General features: G+C 34.3%; 18 protein-coding genes and 4 pseudogenes. 17 read left to right on the forward strand and 5 right to left on the reverse strand.

What is annotated here, in order from left to right; genetic code table 11:
- Positions 1–85: 85 nt before the first annotated feature.
- Positions 86–586, reverse strand: a pseudogene (locus QUF93_RS11250) (LVIVD repeat-containing protein); the annotation flags it as partial.
- Between QUF93_RS11250 and QUF93_RS11255 the strand changes: the two are divergent.
- The 10 genes and pseudogenes from QUF93_RS11255 to QUF93_RS11300 form a co-directional block, all read left to right on the forward strand.
- Positions 582–719 (forward strand): annotated as a pseudogene (locus tag QUF93_RS11255) (acyltransferase family protein); the annotation flags it as partial. The pseudogenes QUF93_RS11250 and QUF93_RS11255 overlap by 5 nt on opposite strands.
- 56 nt (positions 720–775) lie before the next feature.
- Positions 776–2,143: a short-chain fatty acid transporter gene (locus tag QUF93_RS11260; RefSeq protein ID WP_289358825.1), complete on the forward strand. Its 1,368-nt coding sequence runs from the start codon at positions 776–778 to the stop codon at positions 2,141–2,143.
- 290 nt (positions 2,144–2,433) lie between these two features.
- Positions 2,434–2,526: pseudogene (locus QUF93_RS11265) on the forward strand (Holliday junction resolvase RecU); the annotation flags it as partial.
- Positions 2,527–2,679: 153 nt separating this feature from the next.
- Positions 2,680–3,627, forward strand: a complete 948-nt coding sequence (gene deoR, locus QUF93_RS11270; RefSeq protein WP_289358826.1) for a DNA-binding transcriptional repressor DeoR — start codon at positions 2,680–2,682, stop codon at positions 3,625–3,627.
- 318 nt (positions 3,628–3,945) lie between these two features.
- Positions 3,946–4,617 carry a deoxyribose-phosphate aldolase gene (gene deoC / locus QUF93_RS11275; RefSeq protein WP_001017444.1) on the forward strand — a complete coding sequence of 224 codons (672 nt, stop codon included), beginning with the start codon at positions 3,946–3,948 and terminating at the stop codon, positions 4,615–4,617.
- A 110-nt stretch (positions 4,618–4,727) separates the two neighbouring features.
- Positions 4,728–5,909 (forward strand): NupC/NupG family nucleoside CNT transporter, encoded by a 1,182-nt coding sequence (locus QUF93_RS11280; RefSeq protein WP_002118291.1) that lies wholly within the window; start codon positions 4,728–4,730, stop codon positions 5,907–5,909.
- A 36-nt stretch (positions 5,910–5,945) separates the two neighbouring features.
- The gene (locus QUF93_RS11285; RefSeq protein ID WP_002095753.1) at positions 5,946–7,247 is read left to right on the forward strand and encodes a pyrimidine-nucleoside phosphorylase; all 1,302 of its coding nucleotides are present in this window, start codon (positions 5,946–5,948) and stop codon (positions 7,245–7,247) included.
- Between the two features lie 33 nt (positions 7,248–7,280).
- Positions 7,281–7,676, forward strand: coding sequence for a cytidine deaminase (locus QUF93_RS11290; RefSeq protein WP_002118296.1), 396 nt, complete (start codon positions 7,281–7,283; stop codon positions 7,674–7,676).
- A 146-nt stretch (positions 7,677–7,822) separates the two neighbouring features.
- Positions 7,823–8,218, forward strand: a complete 396-nt coding sequence (locus QUF93_RS11295; RefSeq protein WP_002118298.1) for a DUF2871 domain-containing protein — start codon at positions 7,823–7,825, stop codon at positions 8,216–8,218.
- A 15-nt stretch (positions 8,219–8,233) separates the two neighbouring features.
- Entirely contained in the window at positions 8,234–8,716 is a 483-nt protein-coding gene (locus tag QUF93_RS11300; RefSeq protein ID WP_289358828.1) for a CcdC family protein, read from the forward strand.
- A gap of 50 nt (positions 8,717–8,766) precedes the next feature.
- On the opposite strand, the gene QUF93_RS11305 is transcribed toward QUF93_RS11300, so the two are convergent.
- Complete coding sequence (locus tag QUF93_RS11305; protein WP_289358829.1) at positions 8,767–8,997, reverse strand: DUF896 domain-containing protein; 231 nt, start codon at positions 8,995–8,997, stop codon at positions 8,767–8,769.
- 185 nt (positions 8,998–9,182) lie between these two features.
- Here QUF93_RS11305 and QUF93_RS11310 point away from each other — a divergent pair, with 185 nt between their 5' ends.
- Both QUF93_RS11310 and QUF93_RS11315 read left to right on the forward strand, forming a co-directional pair.
- Complete coding sequence (locus QUF93_RS11310; protein WP_289358830.1) at positions 9,183–10,466, forward strand: aminopeptidase P family protein; 1,284 nt, start codon at positions 9,183–9,185, stop codon at positions 10,464–10,466.
- Positions 10,467–10,584: 118 nt separating this feature from the next.
- The gene (locus QUF93_RS11315) at positions 10,585–12,240 is read left to right on the forward strand and encodes a multicopper oxidase family protein (RefSeq protein WP_289358831.1); all 1,656 of its coding nucleotides are present in this window, start codon (positions 10,585–10,587) and stop codon (positions 12,238–12,240) included.
- 51 nt (positions 12,241–12,291) lie between these two features.
- Here the strand turns inward: QUF93_RS11315 and QUF93_RS11320 are convergent, their stop codons facing one another.
- A complete protein-coding gene (locus QUF93_RS11320; protein WP_088058254.1) occupies positions 12,292–12,837 on the reverse strand; it encodes a hypothetical protein in 546 nt (181 codons plus the stop codon).
- A gap of 333 nt (positions 12,838–13,170) precedes the next feature.
- On the opposite strand from QUF93_RS11320, the gene topB reads away from it, so the two are divergent.
- Positions 13,171–15,315: a DNA topoisomerase III gene (gene topB / locus QUF93_RS11325; protein ID WP_289358832.1), complete on the forward strand. Its 2,145-nt coding sequence runs from the start codon at positions 13,171–13,173 to the stop codon at positions 15,313–15,315.
- A gap of 489 nt (positions 15,316–15,804) precedes the next feature.
- Here the strand turns inward: topB and QUF93_RS11330 are convergent, their stop codons facing one another.
- Positions 15,805–16,473 (reverse strand): YczE/YyaS/YitT family protein, encoded by a 669-nt coding sequence (locus QUF93_RS11330; protein ID WP_289358833.1) that lies wholly within the window; start codon positions 16,471–16,473, stop codon positions 15,805–15,807.
- A 138-nt stretch (positions 16,474–16,611) separates the two neighbouring features.
- On the opposite strand from QUF93_RS11330, the gene QUF93_RS11335 reads away from it, so the two are divergent.
- Positions 16,612–17,487 (forward strand): LysR family transcriptional regulator, encoded by an 876-nt coding sequence (locus QUF93_RS11335; protein ID WP_289358834.1) that lies wholly within the window; start codon positions 16,612–16,614, stop codon positions 17,485–17,487.
- A 221-nt stretch (positions 17,488–17,708) separates the two neighbouring features.
- Here QUF93_RS11335 and QUF93_RS11340 read toward each other — a convergent pair.
- Positions 17,709–17,834, reverse strand: a pseudogene (locus tag QUF93_RS11340) (DDE-type integrase/transposase/recombinase); the annotation flags it as partial.
- Positions 17,835–18,108: 274 nt separating this feature from the next.
- Between QUF93_RS11340 and deoC (QUF93_RS11345) the strand changes: the two are divergent.
- The 3 genes from deoC (QUF93_RS11345) (at position 18,109) to QUF93_RS11355 (ending at position 21,561) form a co-directional block, all read left to right on the forward strand.
- Positions 18,109–18,780 (forward strand): deoxyribose-phosphate aldolase, encoded by a 672-nt coding sequence (gene deoC, locus QUF93_RS11345; protein WP_289358835.1) that lies wholly within the window; start codon positions 18,109–18,111, stop codon positions 18,778–18,780.
- Positions 18,781–18,965: 185 nt separating this feature from the next.
- A complete protein-coding gene (gene deoD / locus QUF93_RS11350) occupies positions 18,966–19,676 on the forward strand; it encodes a purine-nucleoside phosphorylase (protein WP_242213901.1) in 711 nt (236 codons plus the stop codon).
- Between the two features lie 496 nt (positions 19,677–20,172).
- Positions 20,173–21,561 (forward strand): MFS transporter, encoded by a 1,389-nt coding sequence (locus QUF93_RS11355; RefSeq protein ID WP_289358836.1) that lies wholly within the window; start codon positions 20,173–20,175, stop codon positions 21,559–21,561.
- Positions 21,562–21,593: the final 32 nt, after the last annotated feature.

Consider the following 21,593-nt stretch of genomic DNA (forward strand, 5'->3'; position numbering starts at 1 on the left):
AAAGCCCTCCAGTTAAGTAATCTGGAGGGCTTTTGTATTCACATAATCAAAGTTATTGGTAGTTGTATTGTTGTAACATACCTTACTAGCCGAATAACGTAAAAACAGCCAACCCATTAGGAACATTTAAATCTCCTGCACCAAACTCTCCCGCGCGTACAGGAGCTGTAGGGTTAGAAATATTATAAATTTCTATAGTGTTGTCACCTTGATTTGCGACATAAAGAGTAGTATCTGTAATAGCTAATATAGCAGGAGCATTTAAATTTCCTGCATTAAACTCTCCTATACGTATAGGAGTTGTAGGATAAGAAATGTTATAGATTTCTACTGTGTTATCGCCAGCATTTGCGACATAAAGAGTGGTTCCCGTAATAGCTAATCCAGCAGGAATATTTAAATCTGTAGAACCAAATTCTCCCACGCGTACAGGAGCTGTAGGATTAGAAATATTATAAATTTCTACTGTGTTATCGCCAGTATTTGCTACATAAAGAATGTTACCTATAATATCCAATCCAGAAGGAGCATTTAAATTTCCTCCGTTAAACGCCCCTATACGTACAGGGGCTGTGGGATAAGAAATGATATTTATTCATACGAGGGTACCACGTCCGTGGGAATCAATCATGAATGAGAGATTGAAAGTAACGGCATCTGAATATTTGAATGTAGCTCTAGTTGATTGGTATGCAGCAAGTGCAAAAGGATTTTATTTTATTTTGTGGAATGTTATTTATATTTACCTTATTAAAATTTGGAAAGGAGAATATTTATGAAACATTCCTTATTGGAGACAAATACAGATCCAGGAAAGAAAGAATCTTTGCTTACTAGGTGTGCAAATGTATTTTCGAGATGGTCTCAGAAATATGTCCCAGATGCCTTTGTTATTGCTGTGCTGCTCACTTTATTTACTTTCATTATAGCTTTGTTGATGAATCCCTCAAATCCGTACAAAATCGTAAAATCTTGGGGGGATGGGTTTTGGACTTATTTAACGTTTACAATGCAAATGGTATTGCTAATGGTTACAGGGATGACGCTAGCTTCTGTCCCGTTTATTAATAGAGGCTTGCAGTCCGTTGCAAAGTTAGCCGATACACCTCAAAAGGCTTATACGATGACATTTTTGATCAGTGCAATTGCATACTATATCAATTGGGGACTAGCCGTAGTTGTGGGAGCGATCATTGCGAAGGAAGTAGCGAAAAAGAATCCGAATGCACATTTTCCATTACTTGTAGCAGCTGCTTATGCTCCGACAGCCTTATATAGCGCAGGTCTTTCCAGTTCTATTGGCCTGACAATTGCCACAAAGGATCATTTTCTTGTAGATATGATTGGAATTATTCCTACCTCACAAACAATCTTTAGTTATTCTACTCTAATTATCTTTTTCGCTCTATTCATCACGATGCCAATTATTATTGTACTTATGGCTCCAAAAAGCGGGATTATCAGTTATAAAGCACTCGAAACAGATACAAATTCTTTTGTAAAACCTCCTCAAAAGAATTTAACTATTGCGGAAAAACTGGAATGGACACCGGTTCTAGGAATAGTATTAGGCGCAATCGGCACGTTGTATTGTGTTTATGAATTCATAAACGGTCGTAGTTTAGATTTAAATATCATTAATTTGTTTTTCTTATCACTTGGTTTGCTCCTGCATGGTTCTCTTGGCAACTTTGCACAAGGATTCAAAGAATCTGCGCAATCCATTTCTCCAATTATCCTACAGTTTCCATTTTATGCGGGGATTATTGCTGTTTTAGGTAGTTCAGGATTGGGAAGCTCAATCATTGAATGGATGGCATCCATTGCGTCAAAGGATACATTTGATATATTTACATATTGGTCAGCGGGATTGGTGAACTTATTAGCGCCATCTGGCGGGGGACAATGGGCTTTGCAAGGGCCACTGCAGGTTCCGGCAGGCTTGAAGTTAGGTGTAGATCCAGCTACTATCGCTATGGCGGTAGGCTGGGGGGACGCATGGACAAATTTGATTCAGCCGTTCTGGGCACTACCTCTTTTAGGAGTGCTGGGATTGAAAATTAAAGATATCATGGGTTATTGTTTCATTCTCTGCATTTGGGTCGGGATTGTTACAAGTGTATTGATGTTATTTGTATATTAGCTTTCATAGGAATACACATCACTATCAAGTAATACCATTAAAATGAAAAAAATGCTATTCTTTCTGTAAAATCATAGGAAAGGATAGCGTTTTTTATGTCTATTGCTGTATCTGATGAATTACAATTATTTGCTGAAGAATTTTAAAGATTCTTATCTCCAAATACCTTACGAGATATTACATAACAGTTAATAAAGGGATATTGCAATGATGAAATATTGCATATTCAATTGAAATAGAAAATTACAAGTGAAAAGTGAGGAATAACAACGAGGCTGGGGAATCATGGAATGGCATTTGAAATGCTTATTAATCTAGCGAATGAAATGTATAAAAGAAGGGGAGTGGCGCTTATAAACAGGCGTCCAACTCCTATAAAGATATAAAAAGTAAGCCATACAATAAAGTTTCATTGTATATACTAAGTCAAGTAGAAGTTTAGGTGGATAAAATTCGGTAGTCGAATTTTTTTGAATAAAGCTGTATAATGCTTGTAACGAAAGGGAAATACAGGAAAGGATTTGTAATGAGTTACTATGGATAAGGATAAACAACAATTAAGCGTTGAAGTTGCAAGATTATATTATCAATCAGATTATAGTCAGCAAGAAATTGCTAACAAATTAAATATCTCAAGACCGACAATCTCTAGATTATTAAAGTACGCAAAAGAAAAAGGATTTGTTCAAATTAGTATAGCTGATCCATTTGCTGATTTAGATAACGTTGGGAATTTACTTAAAGAAAAGTACAACTTGTTAGAGGCACATGTTGTGTTTTCTCCAGTTCCAGAATATGCAACGATTACTGAGTATATTAGTAAATATGCAGCTGAGTACATGGAAAAGACAGTGAAAAACGGTGATATCGTCGGTGTAAGCTGGGGAATGACGATGTATGAAATCGCTAGAAAAATCGTACCGCAACATGTGAAAGGTGTAGAAGTTGTCCAATTAAAAGGTGGTATTAGTCATTCGAGTGTAAATACATATGCGAATGAGACCATTGCATTATTTGCAGAGGCTTTTCAAACGACACCAAGAAATTTACCGCTCCCGGTTATATTTGATAATGCGGTGACAAAAGAATTAGTGGAGCAGGATCGACATATACATCACATTATCGAAATGGGGAAACAAGCGAATATTGCAATTTTTACTGTAGGAACAGTGCGAGATGAAGCGCTATTATTCCGATTAGGTTATTTCGATAAGGATGAAACGAGTTTACTCAAAAAACAATCGGTTGGTGACATTTGTTCACGTTTCTTTGATGGAGACGGAAATATTAGTAGCGAAGAAATTAATCAGCGTACAATTGGAATTGAGTTAGAGGAACTTAAATTAAAGAAACGTTCTATTTTAGTTGCAGGTGGTAATAGAAAAATAAAAGCAATTGATGGTGCGTTACGTGGTGGGTATGCAAATGTATTAATTATAGATCAGCATACGGCGAAAGAATTGTTACATTATCAAAAAGATTAAAAATAAAAGGCTTTCTCAAAATATTAATTTTGAGAAAGCCTTTTATTTTGTTATGTATGAATTATAGGAGTCCTTTTTGGAACACAAATTTCCTTTTTAAAAATAATTATGGATATTGAGATACATACTACCAGTGTTAACATAAAAGTTTTGATTTCAACTTGTGATACATATGAATTGTTTCTTAGCTAGAATGCACCGCATCTACTACAAGAAATGCCCTTCCAAAAAAGAATGAACAAAATTTCAAAAGTGTATTTACATTTGTTCAACTAAGGGTTAGAATGAAGTTGTTAAAAGATATGAGGAGTGAAGATAATGAACATTGCAAAGTTAATTGACCATACAATTTTAAAAGCTAATACTACAAAAGAAGATGTTATGAAAGTAATCGAAGAAGCAAAGGAATATAAATTCGCTTCTGTTTGTATTAACCCAACATGGGTAAAGCTAGCTGCGGAAGAATTAGCTGGACATGATGTAGACGTTTGTACTGTAATCGGTTTCCCATTAGGAGCAAGCACTACTGAAACAAAAGCATTCGAAACAAAAGATGCTATCGCAAAAGGTGCAACTGAAGTTGATATGGTAATCAACGTAGGTGCTTTAAAAGATGGCGACAATGAGTTCGTTGAAAAAGATATTTATGAAGTAGTACAAGCAGCAAAAGGAAAAGCTCTTGTAAAAGTTATTATTGAAACTTGTTTATTAACAGATGAAGAGAAAGTACGCGCTTGTGAATTATCAGTAAAAGCTGGTGCTGATTTCGTAAAAACTTCAACTGGATTCTCAACTGGCGGAGCAACTGCTGAAGACATCGCATTAATGCGTAAAACAGTAGGACCAAACGTTGGTGTAAAAGCATCTGGTGGAGTTCGTACACGTGAAGATGCAGACAAAATGGTAGCTGCTGGAGCTTCTCGCGTTGGAGCTAGCGCTAGTGTTGCAATCGTATTGAATGATGCAAAAGGTGCTACAGATAACTACTAATTAATAATGAAGTAAAGAGCAATAGATACACTACACGTTTAAAGTAAAGTGTATCTATTGCTTTAACAATTGAAAAGAATGTAAGCGGATACGAAGGGAGAAGACGGCTTATGAAATACTTAATAGGTATTTTTGGCCTCGTATTGATTTTAGGTATCGCTTGGCTTGCTAGTAATGATAGAAAGAAAGTCAAATATCGTCCAATCATAACGATGGTTATATTACAATTCATTTTGGGGTTTTTATTATTAAATACAAGCGCTGGGAATATATTAATTAGCGGAATAGCAGATGGCTTTGGAGAGTTATTAAAATATGCCGCTGATGGTGTGAATTTTGTATTTGGTGGATTAGTAAATCAAAAAGAGTTTTCATTCTTTTTAAGTGTATTAATGCCAATCGTGTTTATATCAGCTTTAATAGGTATTTTGCAACATATTAAAGTATTGCCTATTATTGTGAAATTTATCGGTGTAGCATTAAGTAAAGTAAATGGGATGGGGAAACTAGAATCGTATAATGCGGTAGCTTCTGCGATTTTAGGACAATCGGAAGTGTTTATTTCCGTTAAGAAACAACTGGGATTATTGCCAGAGAAAAGAATGTACACTTTATGCGCATCTGCGATGTCAACAGTATCTATGTCTATCGTTGGATCGTACATGGTGTTATTAAAACCGCAATATGTTGTAACCGCTTTAGTGCTTAACTTATTTGGTGGTTTCATCATTACTTCTATCATTAACCCGTATGAAGTTACTGAAGAAGAAGATATGTTAGAAGTACAAGAAGAAGAGAAAAAGACATTCTTTGAAGTATTAGGGGAATACATTATAGATGGATTTAAAGTTGCGATTACAGTAGCAGCTATGTTAGTTGGTTTCGTTGCTCTTATCGCATTCATTAATGCAGTATTTAAAGGTGTAATCGGTATCTCATTCCAAGAAATTCTTGGTTACGTATTTGCACCATTTGCATTTATTATGGGTGTTCCATGGCATGAAGCAATTAACGCCGGAAATATTATGGCAACAAAATTAGTATCAAATGAATTTGTCGCTATGACAGATTTAGCACAAGGAAACTTTAATTTCTCAGATAGAACGACAGCGATTATATCTGTATTCTTAGTTTCATTTGCAAACTTCTCTTCAATCGGGATTATTGCAGGGGCAGTTAAGAGCTTAAATGAAAAACAAGGGAATGTAGTCGCAAGATTCGGTTTGAAATTACTTTTCGGTGCAACATTAGTAAGTTTCTTATCAGCAACGATTGTGGGCTTACTATTTTAATAGATTCATACAATATGAAAAGGAATGGTGATTATAATGAGAATGGTAGATATTATTGCGAAAAAACGTGACGGAAAAGAATTAACGACTGAAGAAATCAAATTCTTTATTAATGGATATACAGACGGAAGTATTCCTGATTATCAAGTGAGTGCACTTGCAATGGCAATTTTCTTTAAAGATATGACAGATCGTGAACGTGCAGACTTAACGATGGCAATGGTTGAATCTGGAGAAACAATCGATTTATCAGCAATTGAAGGAATTAAAGTAGACAAACATTCAACTGGCGGTGTTGGTGATACAACAACATTAGTATTAGGACCATTAGTTGCTGCTTTAGATGTACCAGTAGCAAAAATGTCTGGACGTGGTTTAGGGCATACAGGCGGAACAATTGACAAATTAGAAGCAGTAGAAGGATTCCACGTTGAAATTACGAACGAGCAGTTCATCGATATTGTAAACCGTGATAAAGTTGCTGTTATCGGACAAACTGGAAACTTAACACCAGCTGATAAAAAGATTTATGCATTACGTGATGTAACAGGAACAGTAAACTCAATTCCTTTAATCGCAAGTTCAATTATGAGTAAAAAAATTGCAGCTGGTGCTGATGCGATCGTACTTGATGTAAAAACAGGTGCCGGCGCATTTATGAAAACAGAAGAAGATGCAAAAGAATTAGCACATGCAATGGTACGTATCGGAAATAATGTTGGACGTCAAACGATGGCAGTTATTTCAGATATGTCACAACCTCTTGGTTTTGCAATTGGTAACGCTCTAGAAGTGAAGGAAGCAATTGATACGTTAAAAGGTGAAGGTCCAGAAGATTTAACAGAATTAGTACTTGTATTAGGAAGTCAAATGGTTGTACTTGCGAAAAAAGCTAATACATTAGAAGAAGCTCGTGAAATGTTAATTGAAGTTATGAAAAACGGAAAAGCAACTGAGAAGTTTAAAGAGTTCTTAAGCAATCAAGGCGGAGATAGCTCGATTGTAGATCATCCAGAAAAAATGCCACAAGCGAAGTATGTAATTGATGTACCTGCTAAAACTTCAGGTGTTATTTCTAACATTGTTGCAGATGAAATCGGTATCGCAGCTATGTTACTTGGTGCTGGTCGTGCGACAAAAGAAGATGAAATCGATTTAGCAGTAGGATTAATGTTACGTAAAAAAGTTGGCGATGCAGTAAAAGAAGGCGAGCCATTCGTAACAATTTATGCAAATCGTGAAAATGTAGAAGATGTAAAAGCTAAAATTTATGAAAACATTTCTATCTCTGAAACAGCAGTGGCTCCTAAATTAGTTCATACAGTTATTACTGATTAATCATAATTACATTTACTTTGAGGAGGAAATAATATGGATAAGAAAAAATATATTGAAGAAGCAAATAAGATGTTATCAAAAGCGTATATTCCGTATTCAAAATTTCCTGTTGGCGCAGCATTAGTTACGAAAGAAGGTAAAATTTATACTGGTTGTAATATAGAAAATGCTTCTTACGGTTTATGTAATTGTGCAGAAAGAACGGCAATCTTTAAAGCAGTATCAGAAGGTGAGCGCGACTTTAGTTACTTAGTTATTACAGGAGAAACTGACGGGCCGATTTCGCCATGTGGTGCTTGTAGACAGGTTATTGCTGAATTTTGTGGTCCGAAAATGCCTGTATTACTAACGAATGTAAAAGGTGATGAAAAAGAAGTGACTGTGGAACAGTTACTGCCAGGTGCTTTCTCAATTGAAGATTTAAAATAAGATGAAAAGTCATTTCGCAATTAATAATTGTGGAATGGCTTTTTTATTTTCAAAAATAGAATGTAATATTTTGTTCATACTCCGTTCATAATCTTTGCGTAAAATTATTGCATCGAATATGGAAAGTTTACAGCAGGAGGAATATAATGAAGAAATTATATAATGCAGCATTCATTTACTTAATAATTGGTTTATTATCAGGAGTATTTGCAAGAGAGTATACGAAAGCACAAGGAATTAAAGGATCTACTATGTTACAGCTAGTGCATACGCACGTATTAGTATTAGGATTCATATTCTTTTTGGTCGCTTTCGCTTTATTTAAAGTATTTCAAATGCAAGAAACAAAAAGTTTTCGTGCATGGTTTGTTGTTTATAATATAGGACTAATTTTTACTATTGCTACAATGGTATTTAGAGGTCTTCTACAAGTAAACGGAACTGACTTTAACGGTTTAAGCCATATGACTGGATTAGCTCATGTCATTATAAGTATCGGGCTCGTTTGGTTTATGATTTTGCTTAAAAAGTCTTTTAAATAGATAGGGGTGGGGAATATGAATGTAGCACTTTTATCAAGTATTGTAGCAGTTTGTATGGCCGTTGGAGTAATGTTTCTTCGCTTTAAGTCAGCAAAAAAACCGGTAACGAAAAAGAAAATTATATTACCACCAATTTTTATGAGTACGGGTGCAATGATGTACTTCTTACCGGAATTCAGGTTAACATCGTTAGAAATAGGAGAGGCAATTATCATAGGGCTTATTTTCTCTATATTTCTTATTAAAACAACTAAGTTCGAAACAAGAAACGAACATATATATATGAAACCGTCAAAAGCATTTATATTTATTTTAGTTGGTTTATTAGCAGTACGAGTAGCATTGAAATCATATTTAAGTCAATCGATTGATTTAGCGCAGTTAAGTGGAATGTTTTTCTTACTCGCATTTGCGATGATCGTATCGTGGAGAATTGCTATGTATCGCTCATTTGCTAAATTAGAAAAGACAATAAAAAGAGCTGGAATTTCTATATAGGAATTTCAGCTCTTTTTATGTTTTTTGAAATGTGGTCTTATGCGCGGAACTCATTTACTAAATTTCAAACGATCTTTAGCATCTTGTAATGCAACTGGTGTAACATTAATACCATTTGGATCAACAATTTTTGTGTTTAATAAAATGGAATCTAGGCTTCCACGAAATGTTTTTGTATAGTTTTGACGCAACATTTGTTGTTCTTGTTTTTCATCAACTGTTAATCCAGATGCTCTTTCTTTTTTTGCCAATTCGTTAATGCGGAATAAAATGTTTTGCATTTGTTTTCACCTCTAGTTAATTTTAATTAGTTACTTACTAATTTATAGTTATTTTAACGCTTAATTTTTATTATGTCAACACCATCTAAAAGATTAAAAATTGACGAAAAATTATAACAATAATAAAATGAATAACAGAGGACAATTAGCTTTAAATGCATACATAGAACGCTAGGGGGATTATTATGAAATCAACATTTTTTGCTCAAAATAGAGAGCGACTAACGAAAACATTACCAGATGAGTCTATTACTATTTTATTTGCGGGACAAGCACCTCATATGTCAGCGGATGGACATTATAAGTTTGTGCCGAATCGAAATTTTTACTATGTAACAGGAATCGATGAGCCGAATGTTATTTTCATGTTGAAGAAGTTTGGAAATAGCGTAGAAGAAATACTTTTCATTGAAAAATCAGATCCAGTAATGGAAAAATGGGTTGGTAAAACAGTTTCTAGTGAAGAAGCAGAGAAAATTTCAGGTGTAAAGAAAGTTGTATATTTAGATAGCTTTGAAAAGACAATGTCAAATATACTTTTTACAGAAAATGCGAAGCACATATATTTAGATTTAGAGCGCCGAGAGTGGAATGGTACGGAGACAAAAGTTTTAACGTTTGCTAAACATATAAGAGAACAATATCCGCACGTATTAATTGGTAATGTATATCCGAATATTTGTGAATTACGAGTGTTTAAAACTGAAGAAGAAGTTGAAATTATTAAAGAAGCGATTGCTGTAACGAAAGATGGTATTTACAATGTGTTAAAGCATGCAAAAGCAGACATGATGGAATATGAATTAGAAGCTCATTTTGATTTTACACTGAAATCATCAGGTATTAAACACCATGCGTTTCATACAATTTTGGCGAGTGGTAAAAATGCTACAGTCCTTCATTATGAAAATAATGATGCACAAATTCAAAATGGTGATTTAGTGCTGCTTGATTTAGGTGCTCAAAAAGACTATTACAACGCTGATATTAGTTACACATTCCCAGCAAGCGGAACATTTTCTAGTCGCCAAAAACAAATATATAATATCGTGTTAAAAGCATTGAAAGAAACAACGGAACTTATTAAGCCAGGAGTAAAGTTTGCTGCATTAAATGAGCATACAAAAAAAGTACTGGCAGAAGAGTGTAAAGCAATTGGCTTAATTCAAGATGACGAAGAATTATCTAAATACTATTATCATGGAGTAAGCCATTTCCTTGGTTTAGATACGCATGATGTAGGAACATACAAAGATAGAGTATTAGAAGCAGGTATGGTCATTACAATAGAACCGGGTCTATATATTGAAGAAGAAGCAATCGGTATTCGAATTGAAGATGATATTCTTGTAACGAAAGATGGGTATGAAAACTTATCAAAAGATATCATTAGAGAAGTTGAAGAGATTGAAGAGTTTATGAGTGAAAATAATGTAAATGTAAAAGAAGATGAAGTTGTTACGAAATAATAATTAGTAGAGGCGCTCAATTTTGGGCGTCTTTTTATTTGATCTATTGCACATCTCCATATTTTCTTGAAAATCATCTTCTATAATGATTTTGAAAAAGAAAAAGGAGGGATTTTCAATGAAGAGATTTGTATTAACAACAGTTACAATCTCCGTAATATTTTTAATTGCTGCATGTTCTTCGACCGGAAATACAACAAATGATCATAAAAATATGAATGATAAAAAAACAGTACAGACTGAAACGGCTATAAAACCATTGAAAGTTGTAAAAGGACCAGAAATTACTTTAGTAGCGAAAGAAGAGAAGCAAAAGCTAAGTAAGGGTGTTATTGTTCCGGTCTGGACATTTAATGGTTCATCACCTGGTCCAGAAATTAGGGTGAAAAAAGGTGAAAAGGTTAAAGTGACATTAAAAAATGAACTATCTGCACCAGTATCTATTCATTGGCATGGGTATCCTGTTCCAAATAACATGGATGGAATTCCAGGTGTGACACAAGATGCAGTTGAACCAGGAAAAAGTTTCACTTATGAATTTGAAGCGAACGTATCAGGAACGTATTGGTATCACTCGCATCAAGATTCTGTAAATCAATTAGATAGAGGTTTGTATGGAGCGCTCATTGTAGAAGATACAAAGGAAAAATATGATAAAGATTACACATTAATGTTGGATGAATGGGTTACAGATAAAGAAGAAATTAATAAGCAGTTAAAAGAAATGATAAAAGGGAAAACAGAAAAATTAGACGGTAATAAATCTAGTAAGGATAATGAAAATACGAAAAAGAATGATGATAAGAACGGCATGGATCATTCCGGTATGGACATGGGCAGTGATAAAAAAGACTCTAGTAATATGGCAGGAATGGACCATGGAAATATGAAGATGGAAGGGCATGACATGAGTATGTATGACTTATTCACAATCAATGGTAAAAGTGGTGATTTAGTAGAGCCATTAAAAGTGAATAAGGGAGATAAAGTTCGTCTTAGACTCGTTAATGCTGGTTATCTATCACATGATATACACGTTCACGGTCATGACATTAAAGTGATTGCGACAGATGGTCAACCAATAAACGATCCAAAAGTTATAAAGGATAAAGTAATTTCAATCGCACCGGGTGAACGTTATGATATTGAATTTACTGCTAATAATACTGGGAAATGGTATGTTGAAGATCATTCAAAAAATAAAGGTGCAAAAGGAATGAAAGCTGTTATTGAATATGATGGCAGCAAAGAGATGAAAGATAAAGCGGACGAAAAGGAAAAATTACCGAAATTAGATATAACGAAATATGGTGCTAAAAAATTAGGTAGTTTCACGTTAAATCAAGAGTATACTGCCACATATAATATGGACTTAAATACGCAAATGAATGGAAATGAAATGGTATATACAATTAACGGAAAGGTATTTCCGGATATTGACCCAATTCAAGTGAAAAAGGGTGATTTGGTAAAAGTGAAATTGGTAAATCGTTCTAAAATGGATGATCACCCAATGCATTTACATGGGCACTTCTTCCAGGTGTTGAGTAAAGATGGAAAACCGATAGAAGGTTCTCCAATTGTAAAAGATACATTGAACTTAAAACCGGGAGAAGAATATGAAGTAGCCTTTGTAGCAGACAATCCGGGTGAGTGGATGTTCCATTGTCACGATTTACACCATGCTTCAGCAGGGATGGTAACGGAAGTGAACTATACAGATTATAAATCTGACTATGTTCCAAACCAAAACATTCCTAATAAGCCAGAATAATAGGAAGCAGTTATCCTATGGATAGCTGCTTATTCATTTTTGTTGCAAGTGTTAATGTATATGTTGATCATGCCCGGGTGAAGGTGAGGGAGTATGCTCTGGGAATGTCGCGAATACGGCAACGATAATTACTACACTAATTGAAAGTAATAACAAAAAACGCCGTTGGATAAAAGTAGAAAAGTTCTCTGATAACAATTGAATCACACAGGACATAGTAATCGTTATAGTAAGTAAAAGGCTAATGAACAATATACTATGGGCTTGTTGAGCGTTTAACATTTCTGTAATCATTGCTCCCATCATACTTGCCATTAATCCAGAGAACATTCCTTCTAATGCGGTATATAGGTGAAAACGAAGACCGACTAAAAAACCGATAAAACTACTAATCAAAATAGCAAGCAAAGTAGAATATAGTAATTCTCCTTTAAAAAGAATACCTAAATAAAAACCAATACTTAAACCTATACTCATACTAAAAGACATAATAAATACCATATACTCCATTAGGGTACCCTTACGCTTAGAAATATATGATGTAATCATAATCGAGATACAACAAAGTGTTAAGGCAGTTAACGTATAAGCAAACATCATGATACCTCCCTGTCCTATCATTCATTTCATCATATGTTTAAATGGAGAATACTTATGCTTATTTATATCTGCAAATTATCTGCACAATTTCATAAATATAAGCAAGGAGACGCTTGATTTTTTGGGGCATCTTTTTTGTGTGTGAGTATGTGAAAGAAATTGTTATATGATGAGTTTCTATTGTGAAGCCATAAAGAATAAGCGTATAATATTATAGGTCTCACATTTGTGAGGCAAACCGCGAATGATAAATAAGATTGTTGTTTTATCATCGCTTCTAAACATATAGACAATGAACGTAACACTGGAGTACAGATAGGGAGTTAGAAGATGAAATTAATTATTGCCGAGAAACCAGATCAAGGTTTGGCTCTTGTTTCACAGTTTAAATATCGCCGGAAAGATGGATATTTAGAAGTAGAAGCAAATGAGTTATTTCCAAATGGAGCGTACTGTACATGGGCAATTGGTCATTTGACGCAGTTATGTAATCCAGAACATTATCATGCAGAATGGAAAAAATGGTCACTTAATACGTTACCGATGATTCCAGAGCGTTTTCAGTTTGAAGTAACAAAGTCAAAGTATAAGCAATTTAATGTAGTGAAACAGCTGTTACATAATCCTCAGGTAACAGAAATTATTCACGCAGGCGATGCTGGGCGTGAAGGGGAATTAATCGTACGAAACATTATTAATCTTTGCAACGTGCAAAAGCCGATGAAACGTCTTTGGATTTCATCTTTAACGAAGCAAGCTATTTATCAGGGGTTTAAAAACTTACTAGATGAAGCAGATACGATTAATACGTATTACGAAGCATATACAAGATCTTGTGCTGACTGGGTCGTTGGTATGAATGCATCGCGTGTATTTAGCATTTTGCTAAAGAAAAAAGGAATGAATGATGTGTTTTCTGCTGGTCGTGTACAAACACCGACACTCGCGTTAATCGTAAAACGGGAGAAAGAAATAGAGAACTTTAAATCAGAGCCGTTTTGGGAAGTGTTCGCAACCTTTAACATAGAAGGTAAGAAATATGAGGGGAAATGGGAGAAAGATAATGAATCCCGATTAAATGATCCTGATCTGGCAAATAAAATTGCGGCATTTTGTCAAAATAAACCGGCTGTAGTAAAAGAAATGAAAACGGAGCGTAAAGAGTTTCAGCCGCCGTTTTTATTTAATTTATCAGCACTGCAAGCGACAGCGAATAAAGCTTTTAAATTTTCGCCGAAAAAAACGCTTGATATAACGCAAGCACTATATCAAAAAGGGATAGTCTCTTATCCACGTTCGGATTCTAACTATGTTACACAAGGAGAAGCAGCGACGTTCCCTGATATTTTACAGAAATTAAGTCAGTTTGATGAATATAAAGGCTTGTTGCCAGCACCAATTGAATCGATTATGAACAATAAGCGTTATGTGAATGAAAAGAAAGTTACAGATCACTACGCGATCATACCGACAGAGCAAGTTACAAATCCAAGCAAACTATCAGGTGATGAAAAGAAAATTTACGATATGATCGTAAGAAGACTAATTGCGGCGCATTATGAAGTAGCGATCTTTGACTATACAACGATTACAACTCTTGTAGACGAACGTGCTGCGTTCATTTCGAAAGGAAAACAGCAAATTCAAGAAGGTTGGCGTAAAGTTATTTTCCAAGACGATAAAGATGACGAAACAATTCTTCCAATTGTCGCAGAAGGTGAACAAGGAAAAGTTGTAAAGGTGAAAGTGAAAGAAGGAAAAACACAGCCGCCAAAGCGTTATACAGAAGGACAACTTATTACGTTAATGAAAACGGCAGGGAAGTATTTAGAAAATGAAGAGCTTGAGAAAGTATTAAAGAAAACAGAAGGTCTAGGTACTGAGGCAACTCGTGCAGGTATTATTACGATGCTGAAAGACCGTAAATATATAGATGTGCAGAAAAACCAAGTGTACGCAACAGATAAAGGGAAAGTATTAATTACAGCAATCGGCGACAAAATACTAGCTTCACCGGAAATGACTGCAAAATGGGAACAACGTCTTGCGGAAATTGGTGAAGGTACCGCTTCACCAGCTACATTTATGGAACAGACGAAAAAGCTTTCAGCTAAAATTATTGAAGACGCAGTTGAAATGTCTGAGAAATGGGATTTCACCGGATTACATGTTGAATCGATTGAGCGAAAAGGATCGAAATTTACAACAGGTAAAAAGGTTGGTAACTGTAAAAAATGTGATGGTGAAGTAATTGATAAATCCACGTTTTACGGTTGTTCTAACTACAATACAACACAATGTGATTTTACTATCTCGAAAAAGATATTAAGTAAAACAATTTCGCAAAAAAACATGACAAAGCTATTAAAAGGTGAGAAGACCGATTTAATTAAAGGCTTTAAAAAAGGCGAGAAGACGTTTGATGCGAAGTTAGAGTGGAAAGATAATAAGATTAATTTTGTGTTTGAGAATTAAGTGGTTTCAACAAATAAAAAAGTGCTGTACTAAATAAAAAAGCTCTTTTCACGAGTAAAAGGTTCTGTAACAGGTTAGGTTTGAAAAAAATATTGATAGAAAAGAAAAAGCATGACAATTTTATGTCATGCTTTTTTATTTTATAATTACAGAGTTTTGTATACTAGCACTAAAATTTATTTGAAATAATTGTTTGAAAAGATGGTATGAAATAGTGTTAAGTAGCAATAAAGTTATTTAGTTTACAATAAAGTCTTTTAAAATATAAACAAGTTGTTTAAAGATCCTTCTTTAACTAAACGGCAGGTTAGTTTTAATACAATGTTTGTTTTATCATTTAACCAAAGTGATAGAAGGTCAAAGAAAAGGCAGTAATAAAGAAGTGCCATTCTTAATGTGGACTGGCCCTTGTTAAGGTGCAAAATTCATTATTTGATTTCGGCTGAGGAATTTGATTCATCTATTTTTCCTGTACTTTATTATGATTCCTTAGGCAGCCTTTTCTGTTTTAAATACCCATTGTTGGAGAGGTGGTTGATAATACGGTATCATCCACCCTAAAATTTTGCCGATAAAATAGGCGGCAATTAGTGTGCCGATTCCGATTGAGCCTAATGATTGAATGAAAATTATACAGATTGCACCAGCCACACAAATGTTTATTAAATCGCTCAAAATTTTTGCATTACCGAATTTTAAATTGAATTTTTCACTAATTGCATAAGTTAATGCATCATACGGCATTAATGGCAGTTTCGCTGTTGTATAGCCCATTAAACCGACCGCTATAACAAATAAACTAACAATCAAATATACACTTCGAGCAAGGAGAGTTTCAGGTGCAGGGAAAAGTTGTACAAGGAAGAGCGTTGCATCCATGAAAAAACCAAATAAAAACGAAATAATGAATTGACTCACAAATTCATTTAACTCCATTCGTTTACTTAATATCACTTGAATAATAATGTATAAAACATTTGCAAGCGCCATTGTCACACCAACCGATAAACCAATCGTTAGCGTACTTGCATATGCTAATGATGACACAGGCGATACACCAAATCCTGCTTGAATCGACATGCTAATGCCAATCGACATAAAAAATAACCCGAGCACGTATAAGAAGATGCGCTTCAAGGTTCTGTTCCAATGATTCATAGTATCTCTCACTTTCTAGTTAATATTATCAATATAAAGACTATAGCTATAGAATTAAATATAACGCCAAATTCGACATATGAAAAATGTATATATGATAAACTAATCATATTAAAAAACATATGACGGAGAGATACAATGGATTTTCGACAATTATATTACTTTAAAGAAATTGTGAAACAAGGAAGCATTTCTAAAGCAGCAGAAGTGCTCCATATCGCGCAGCCCCCACTTAGCCAATTATTAAAAAAGCTTGAAACTGATCTTGGCACAACTTTAATTCATCGATATCGTCAAAAATGGGAGCTTACAGCAACAGGTGAAATACTATACCAATATGCCAATCAAATGTTAATGCAAATTCAAGATGTAAAGCAGCAAATTCAAGAAATTGAACAAGGTATAGGAGGAACAGTAAGTATCGGTGTATCGTCTACATGTTCGAATATGCTCATTGACTATGTTAGTACGTTTAGAACACAATACCCTAATGTTAAAATAAATATAGTAACTGGAAATTCAGAAGAATTATTAAAAAGAATAGAACAAAGAGAAATTGATGTTGCCTTACTTTTAAGATTGGGCAATAGTGAACAATATGAGATGAAAATATTAAAAAAACAACCAACCGCTGTGATTATTCCATCAAGTTGGGCAACATCGTTTTCATCACAGCATGTGACGATTGAAGAGATTGCCCAGTACCCATTCATTATGCTAGGAGCAATGGAAGGACTCTCCTTCAATGAAGATCTTTTCAAAGTGTTTGATGAACATCAAGTCAAGCCAAATATCATTATCGAGTGTAAAGATATAAGGATGGTTGTAGCACTTGTTAGTAGAGGACTAGGATTATCCGTTATTCCAAGAATGGATTACACATCATCATTTTTAGAACATACAACGCTTTTTGAATTGAAACAATTTGATTTTCATCTAGAGCCTGTAATAGTAAAATTAAAAGACCAAAGAATTTCCAAAGTAGCATCTCAATTTTGGGAAATGGTTGATTAGGAGATGTGAACAAAGCAAAGATAGCCTTCAATCAAGTAATATAGACATCGTCCGAAAAATGTAGGTGAGTTTTAATTTTTAACTTAATGAGCAAGTTGTTTTACTAGAAAGTGCGCATCTTGTTCCGTTATTTCGATTGATATTATGCCGTTTCTAAAAATAACATATGTTATTTTTTGCTCATCAGCTAGTAAACGAGTGTTATCATTTTTCGCAGAAATGATAGCACTTTTTTTCTTTTTGTTAATTGCTTCTTTTTCATTCTTGCTCAGATAAAAATCGATGGTATTTCCTTCAGAATCCACGGCACGATACAGGTACATCCATTGACCTTTGACGTTTACAAATAAACATAGAGAAAAAATTTTGTTTTGGGGTATTTTCTTTTCGTAGCTTGATGGCGATGGAGGAAACCCCTTCACTGATTAAAGTTTCACTTTATAAATGAATAAATACTGTGTTTTATGAGGGAGCTGTTAATAGGGTATCCTTTTTTTGTGTCAATTTTAAAAACGTATTTCACTATCTCAAATAAGTTTGAACAAAATTTCATAAGTGTATTTACATTTGTTCAAACTGGAGTTAGAATGAAGTTGTTAAAAGATATGAGGAGTGAAGAAAATGAACATTGCAAAGTTAATTGATCATACAGTTTTGAAACCAGATACTAAGAAAGAAGATGTTATGAAAGTTTTAGAAGAAGCAAAGAAATATAATTTCGCTTCTGTTTGTATTAATCCTACATGGGTAAAATTAGCTGCTGAAGAATTAACAGGCCATGATGTTGATGTTTGTACAGTTATTGGATTCCCCTTAGGTGCAAATACAACTGAGACAAAAGTATTTGAAACGAAAGATGCTATCGCAAAAGGTGCAACTGAAGTTGATATGGTAATCAATGTAGGTGCTTTAAAAGATGGCGACAACGAATTCGTTGAAAAAGACATTTATGAAGTAGTACAAGTAGCAAAAGGAAAAGCTCTTGTAAAAGTAATCATTGAAACTTGCCTTCTAACAGATGAAGAAAAAGTTCGTGCTTGTGAATTATCAGTAAAAGCTGGCGCTGATTTCGTAAAAACTTCAACTGGATTCTCAACTGGCGGAGCAACTGCTGAAGATATCGTATTAATGCGTAAAACAGTAGGACCAAACGTTGGTGTAAAAGCATCAGGTGGTGTTCGTACACGTGAAGATGCAGAAAAAATGATTGAAGCTGGAGCTTCTAGAATTGGCGCAAGTGCAAGTGTTGCAATCGTATTAGATGACAAAAATAGCGTTTCAGATAATTACTAATCAATAAAAGCTAGAAAGAAATTGGGGAAAACCAGTTTTTTTTCCTAATTGTGAAAACGAATACATTTTAATAAAGAAATAAATTGTACAGATTACTCGATATGTGAAACGAGTAGGAATTTTAGTTGGATTATAGTTCTTGATGGTTAAGTAAATCAAAAAAATAGAAATGGGGATATTATAATATGACAACAGCTCATAATACCGCGAAAGTTGGAGAAATTGCAAAAACAGTTTTAATGCCAGGAGATCCGCTACGTGCGAAATACATTGCGGAAACATATCTAGAAAATCCAGTGCAGTTTAATAGTGTACGTAATATGTTTGGTTATACAGGAACTTATAAAGGAAAACAAATATCTGTAATGGGATCAGGTATGGGAATGGCAAGTATTGGAATCTACTCATACGAATTATATAAATTTTATGATGTGGAAAATATTATCCGTGTTGGTAGTGCAGGAGCTTATACAGAAGAACTAAACATACATGATATTGTGCTTGTAGATAGTGCATGGAGTGAATCAACATTTGCAAAGGCTCAAGCAGGAGTAAATGGTGATATTCAGCTTCCTAGTGAGTTATTAACGCAGAAAATTGAAGATACTGCAAATAGCATTCATTCTCCTATTGTTAGAGGTAGAATTCATTCAAGTGATGTATTTTATCATGAAACTAATGTTCCAAATCATGTTGATTTTTATAATGAACATAATTGTATTTGTACAGAAATGGAAAGCTATGCATTATTCCATACTGCAAGAATATTAGGAAAACAAGCGGCGTGTATACTAACTATCTCAGATTCTTTAGTAACCCATGAGCAAATTAGTGCTGAAGCAAGACAAACATCATTCGATAAAATGATGAAAATTGCATTAGAGGCTTGTTTGTAAAGTTTAGAAATATGAAATGTCAATACATGTAAGAGCATGTATTGACATTTATATTTTCGAAAATAGGAGCTTTTTGAGTACCGTCATATGCCTATCAAGCTAATATTTTGAAGTATTTCCGTATCCATCAACTTAAGAGAAATAAAGGCACCAAAGATGAAAGAATGAGCTGAATTCTCAGAGGAACTTTCTGTAGAGAAAGAAAATTTTCTTTTAGGGGATATATGAAAACATTAGCTTAATAGTGATATGACGAAACCCTTAGAATGGCTGGGCGATTTTTTGTTATTTATGAAAACGTTTCCTTTTGAACGCCATAAGAAGAAACGAACAAAAATCGGCATAACTGTGCACAAGGAAGCCTCACTAATGAAACAACAGGTGTAGAAATTACTGAAACGATTCTTTTACAAAAGGATCAATTGGTAGTTATAGGCCAGATAATCATGAATCAGGGAGACAATTTCCTGAACAACAAGAAAAGAGGAATATAGCTATGTCTATCATTAATGAAGATGTGAGCATGAAGAAAACTCAGGAATATAGTGCTAAGAAAGCAGTACCCGTAATCTTACTGTTATTTCTATTATGTTTGGTAATTGACAATTCGTTTAAGATTATTTCTGTTGACATGGCAAAGGATTTCCACATTTCAGTGACAACAGTTAGCTGGCAAGCAACACTAGCTGGTCTTGTAATTGGAATTGGGGCAGTGGTTTACGCAACTTTAGCGGATTCCGTTAGTATCAGAAAACTTTTTAGCATTGGTATTATTTTAATATGTGCCGGTTCAGCCATGGGGTATATTTTTCAACACTCGTTTTTACTAGTTGTTATCTCACGAATTATCCAAACTGCTGGTCTAGCATCAGCTGAAACCTTATACGTGATATTTGTAACAAAACATTTACCTGCAAATGAACAAAAGAAATTTTTAGGATTAAGTACAAGCAGTTTTGCTCTTTCACAGCTTATAGGTGCATTAACTGGAGGTTATGTTTCAACATATTTCCATTGGACAACTCTGTTTTTACTTTCTTTTGTAACACTTTTCACCCTTCCGTTTATTTTAAAGTATCTTCCTAAGGATGAAGCGAAAAACAGTAATGTAGATGTATTAGGATTATTTCTAGTTGGAGCCATTTCAGCATCCCTACTACTATATATTACCGATTTCAATTGGATTTACCTTCTCTTGTTTATTGTTGCAATTACCTTGTTCCTTACTTATATCAGCAAGAACTCCAAAGCTTTTATCGGAATATCATTCTTTCAAAATAAACAGTTTATCTCATTGCTTGGAGTTGCTTTTATAATTTACTCTGTACAGTTAGCATATATTTTCTTATTTCCATTTTTGCTTGAAAAGATATATGGTTTGAAGCTAGATACCATTTCACTATTATTGATTCCAGGCTATATAGCAGGTGCGATAGTCGGGGCTCTTTCTGGAAAAATTGCGAAGGTTTTGGGAAGCAAGCAATGTATTACAATCGCTATGTCTAGCATTATAGTCAGCTTACTATTAGGCGGATTCTTTGTAAAAACTTCTGTTGTTGTATTCATAATATCCATGATTTTATTCTCTAGCTCATTTGCTTTCATGTATGCACCATTACTTGATTCTTGCATTGGTACGATTGAGAAAGAAAAAACAGGAACAGCAATCGGATTTTATAATTTAACACTTAGTGTCGCTATGTCAATCGGAATTGCCTATACAGCCGCAATGATGGACCATTCCGCAATGAGAACAAATTTCCTAGGGATTATAAGCAATCCGGATGCTTCCATGTTTAGTAACATCCTATTCATTCTCGCACTCATTACCCTTTTTAGTTTATCTCTGTACTGGGTATTAGTAGGACGAAAAGCGACAAAATAGATTTATAAAAACCTTAAAATGATTATTTCATG

The organism is Bacillus hominis (assembly GCF_030348325.1).
In the GTDB taxonomy this organism is placed as follows: domain Bacteria; phylum Bacillota; class Bacilli; order Bacillales; family Bacillaceae_G; genus Bacillus_A; species Bacillus_A hominis.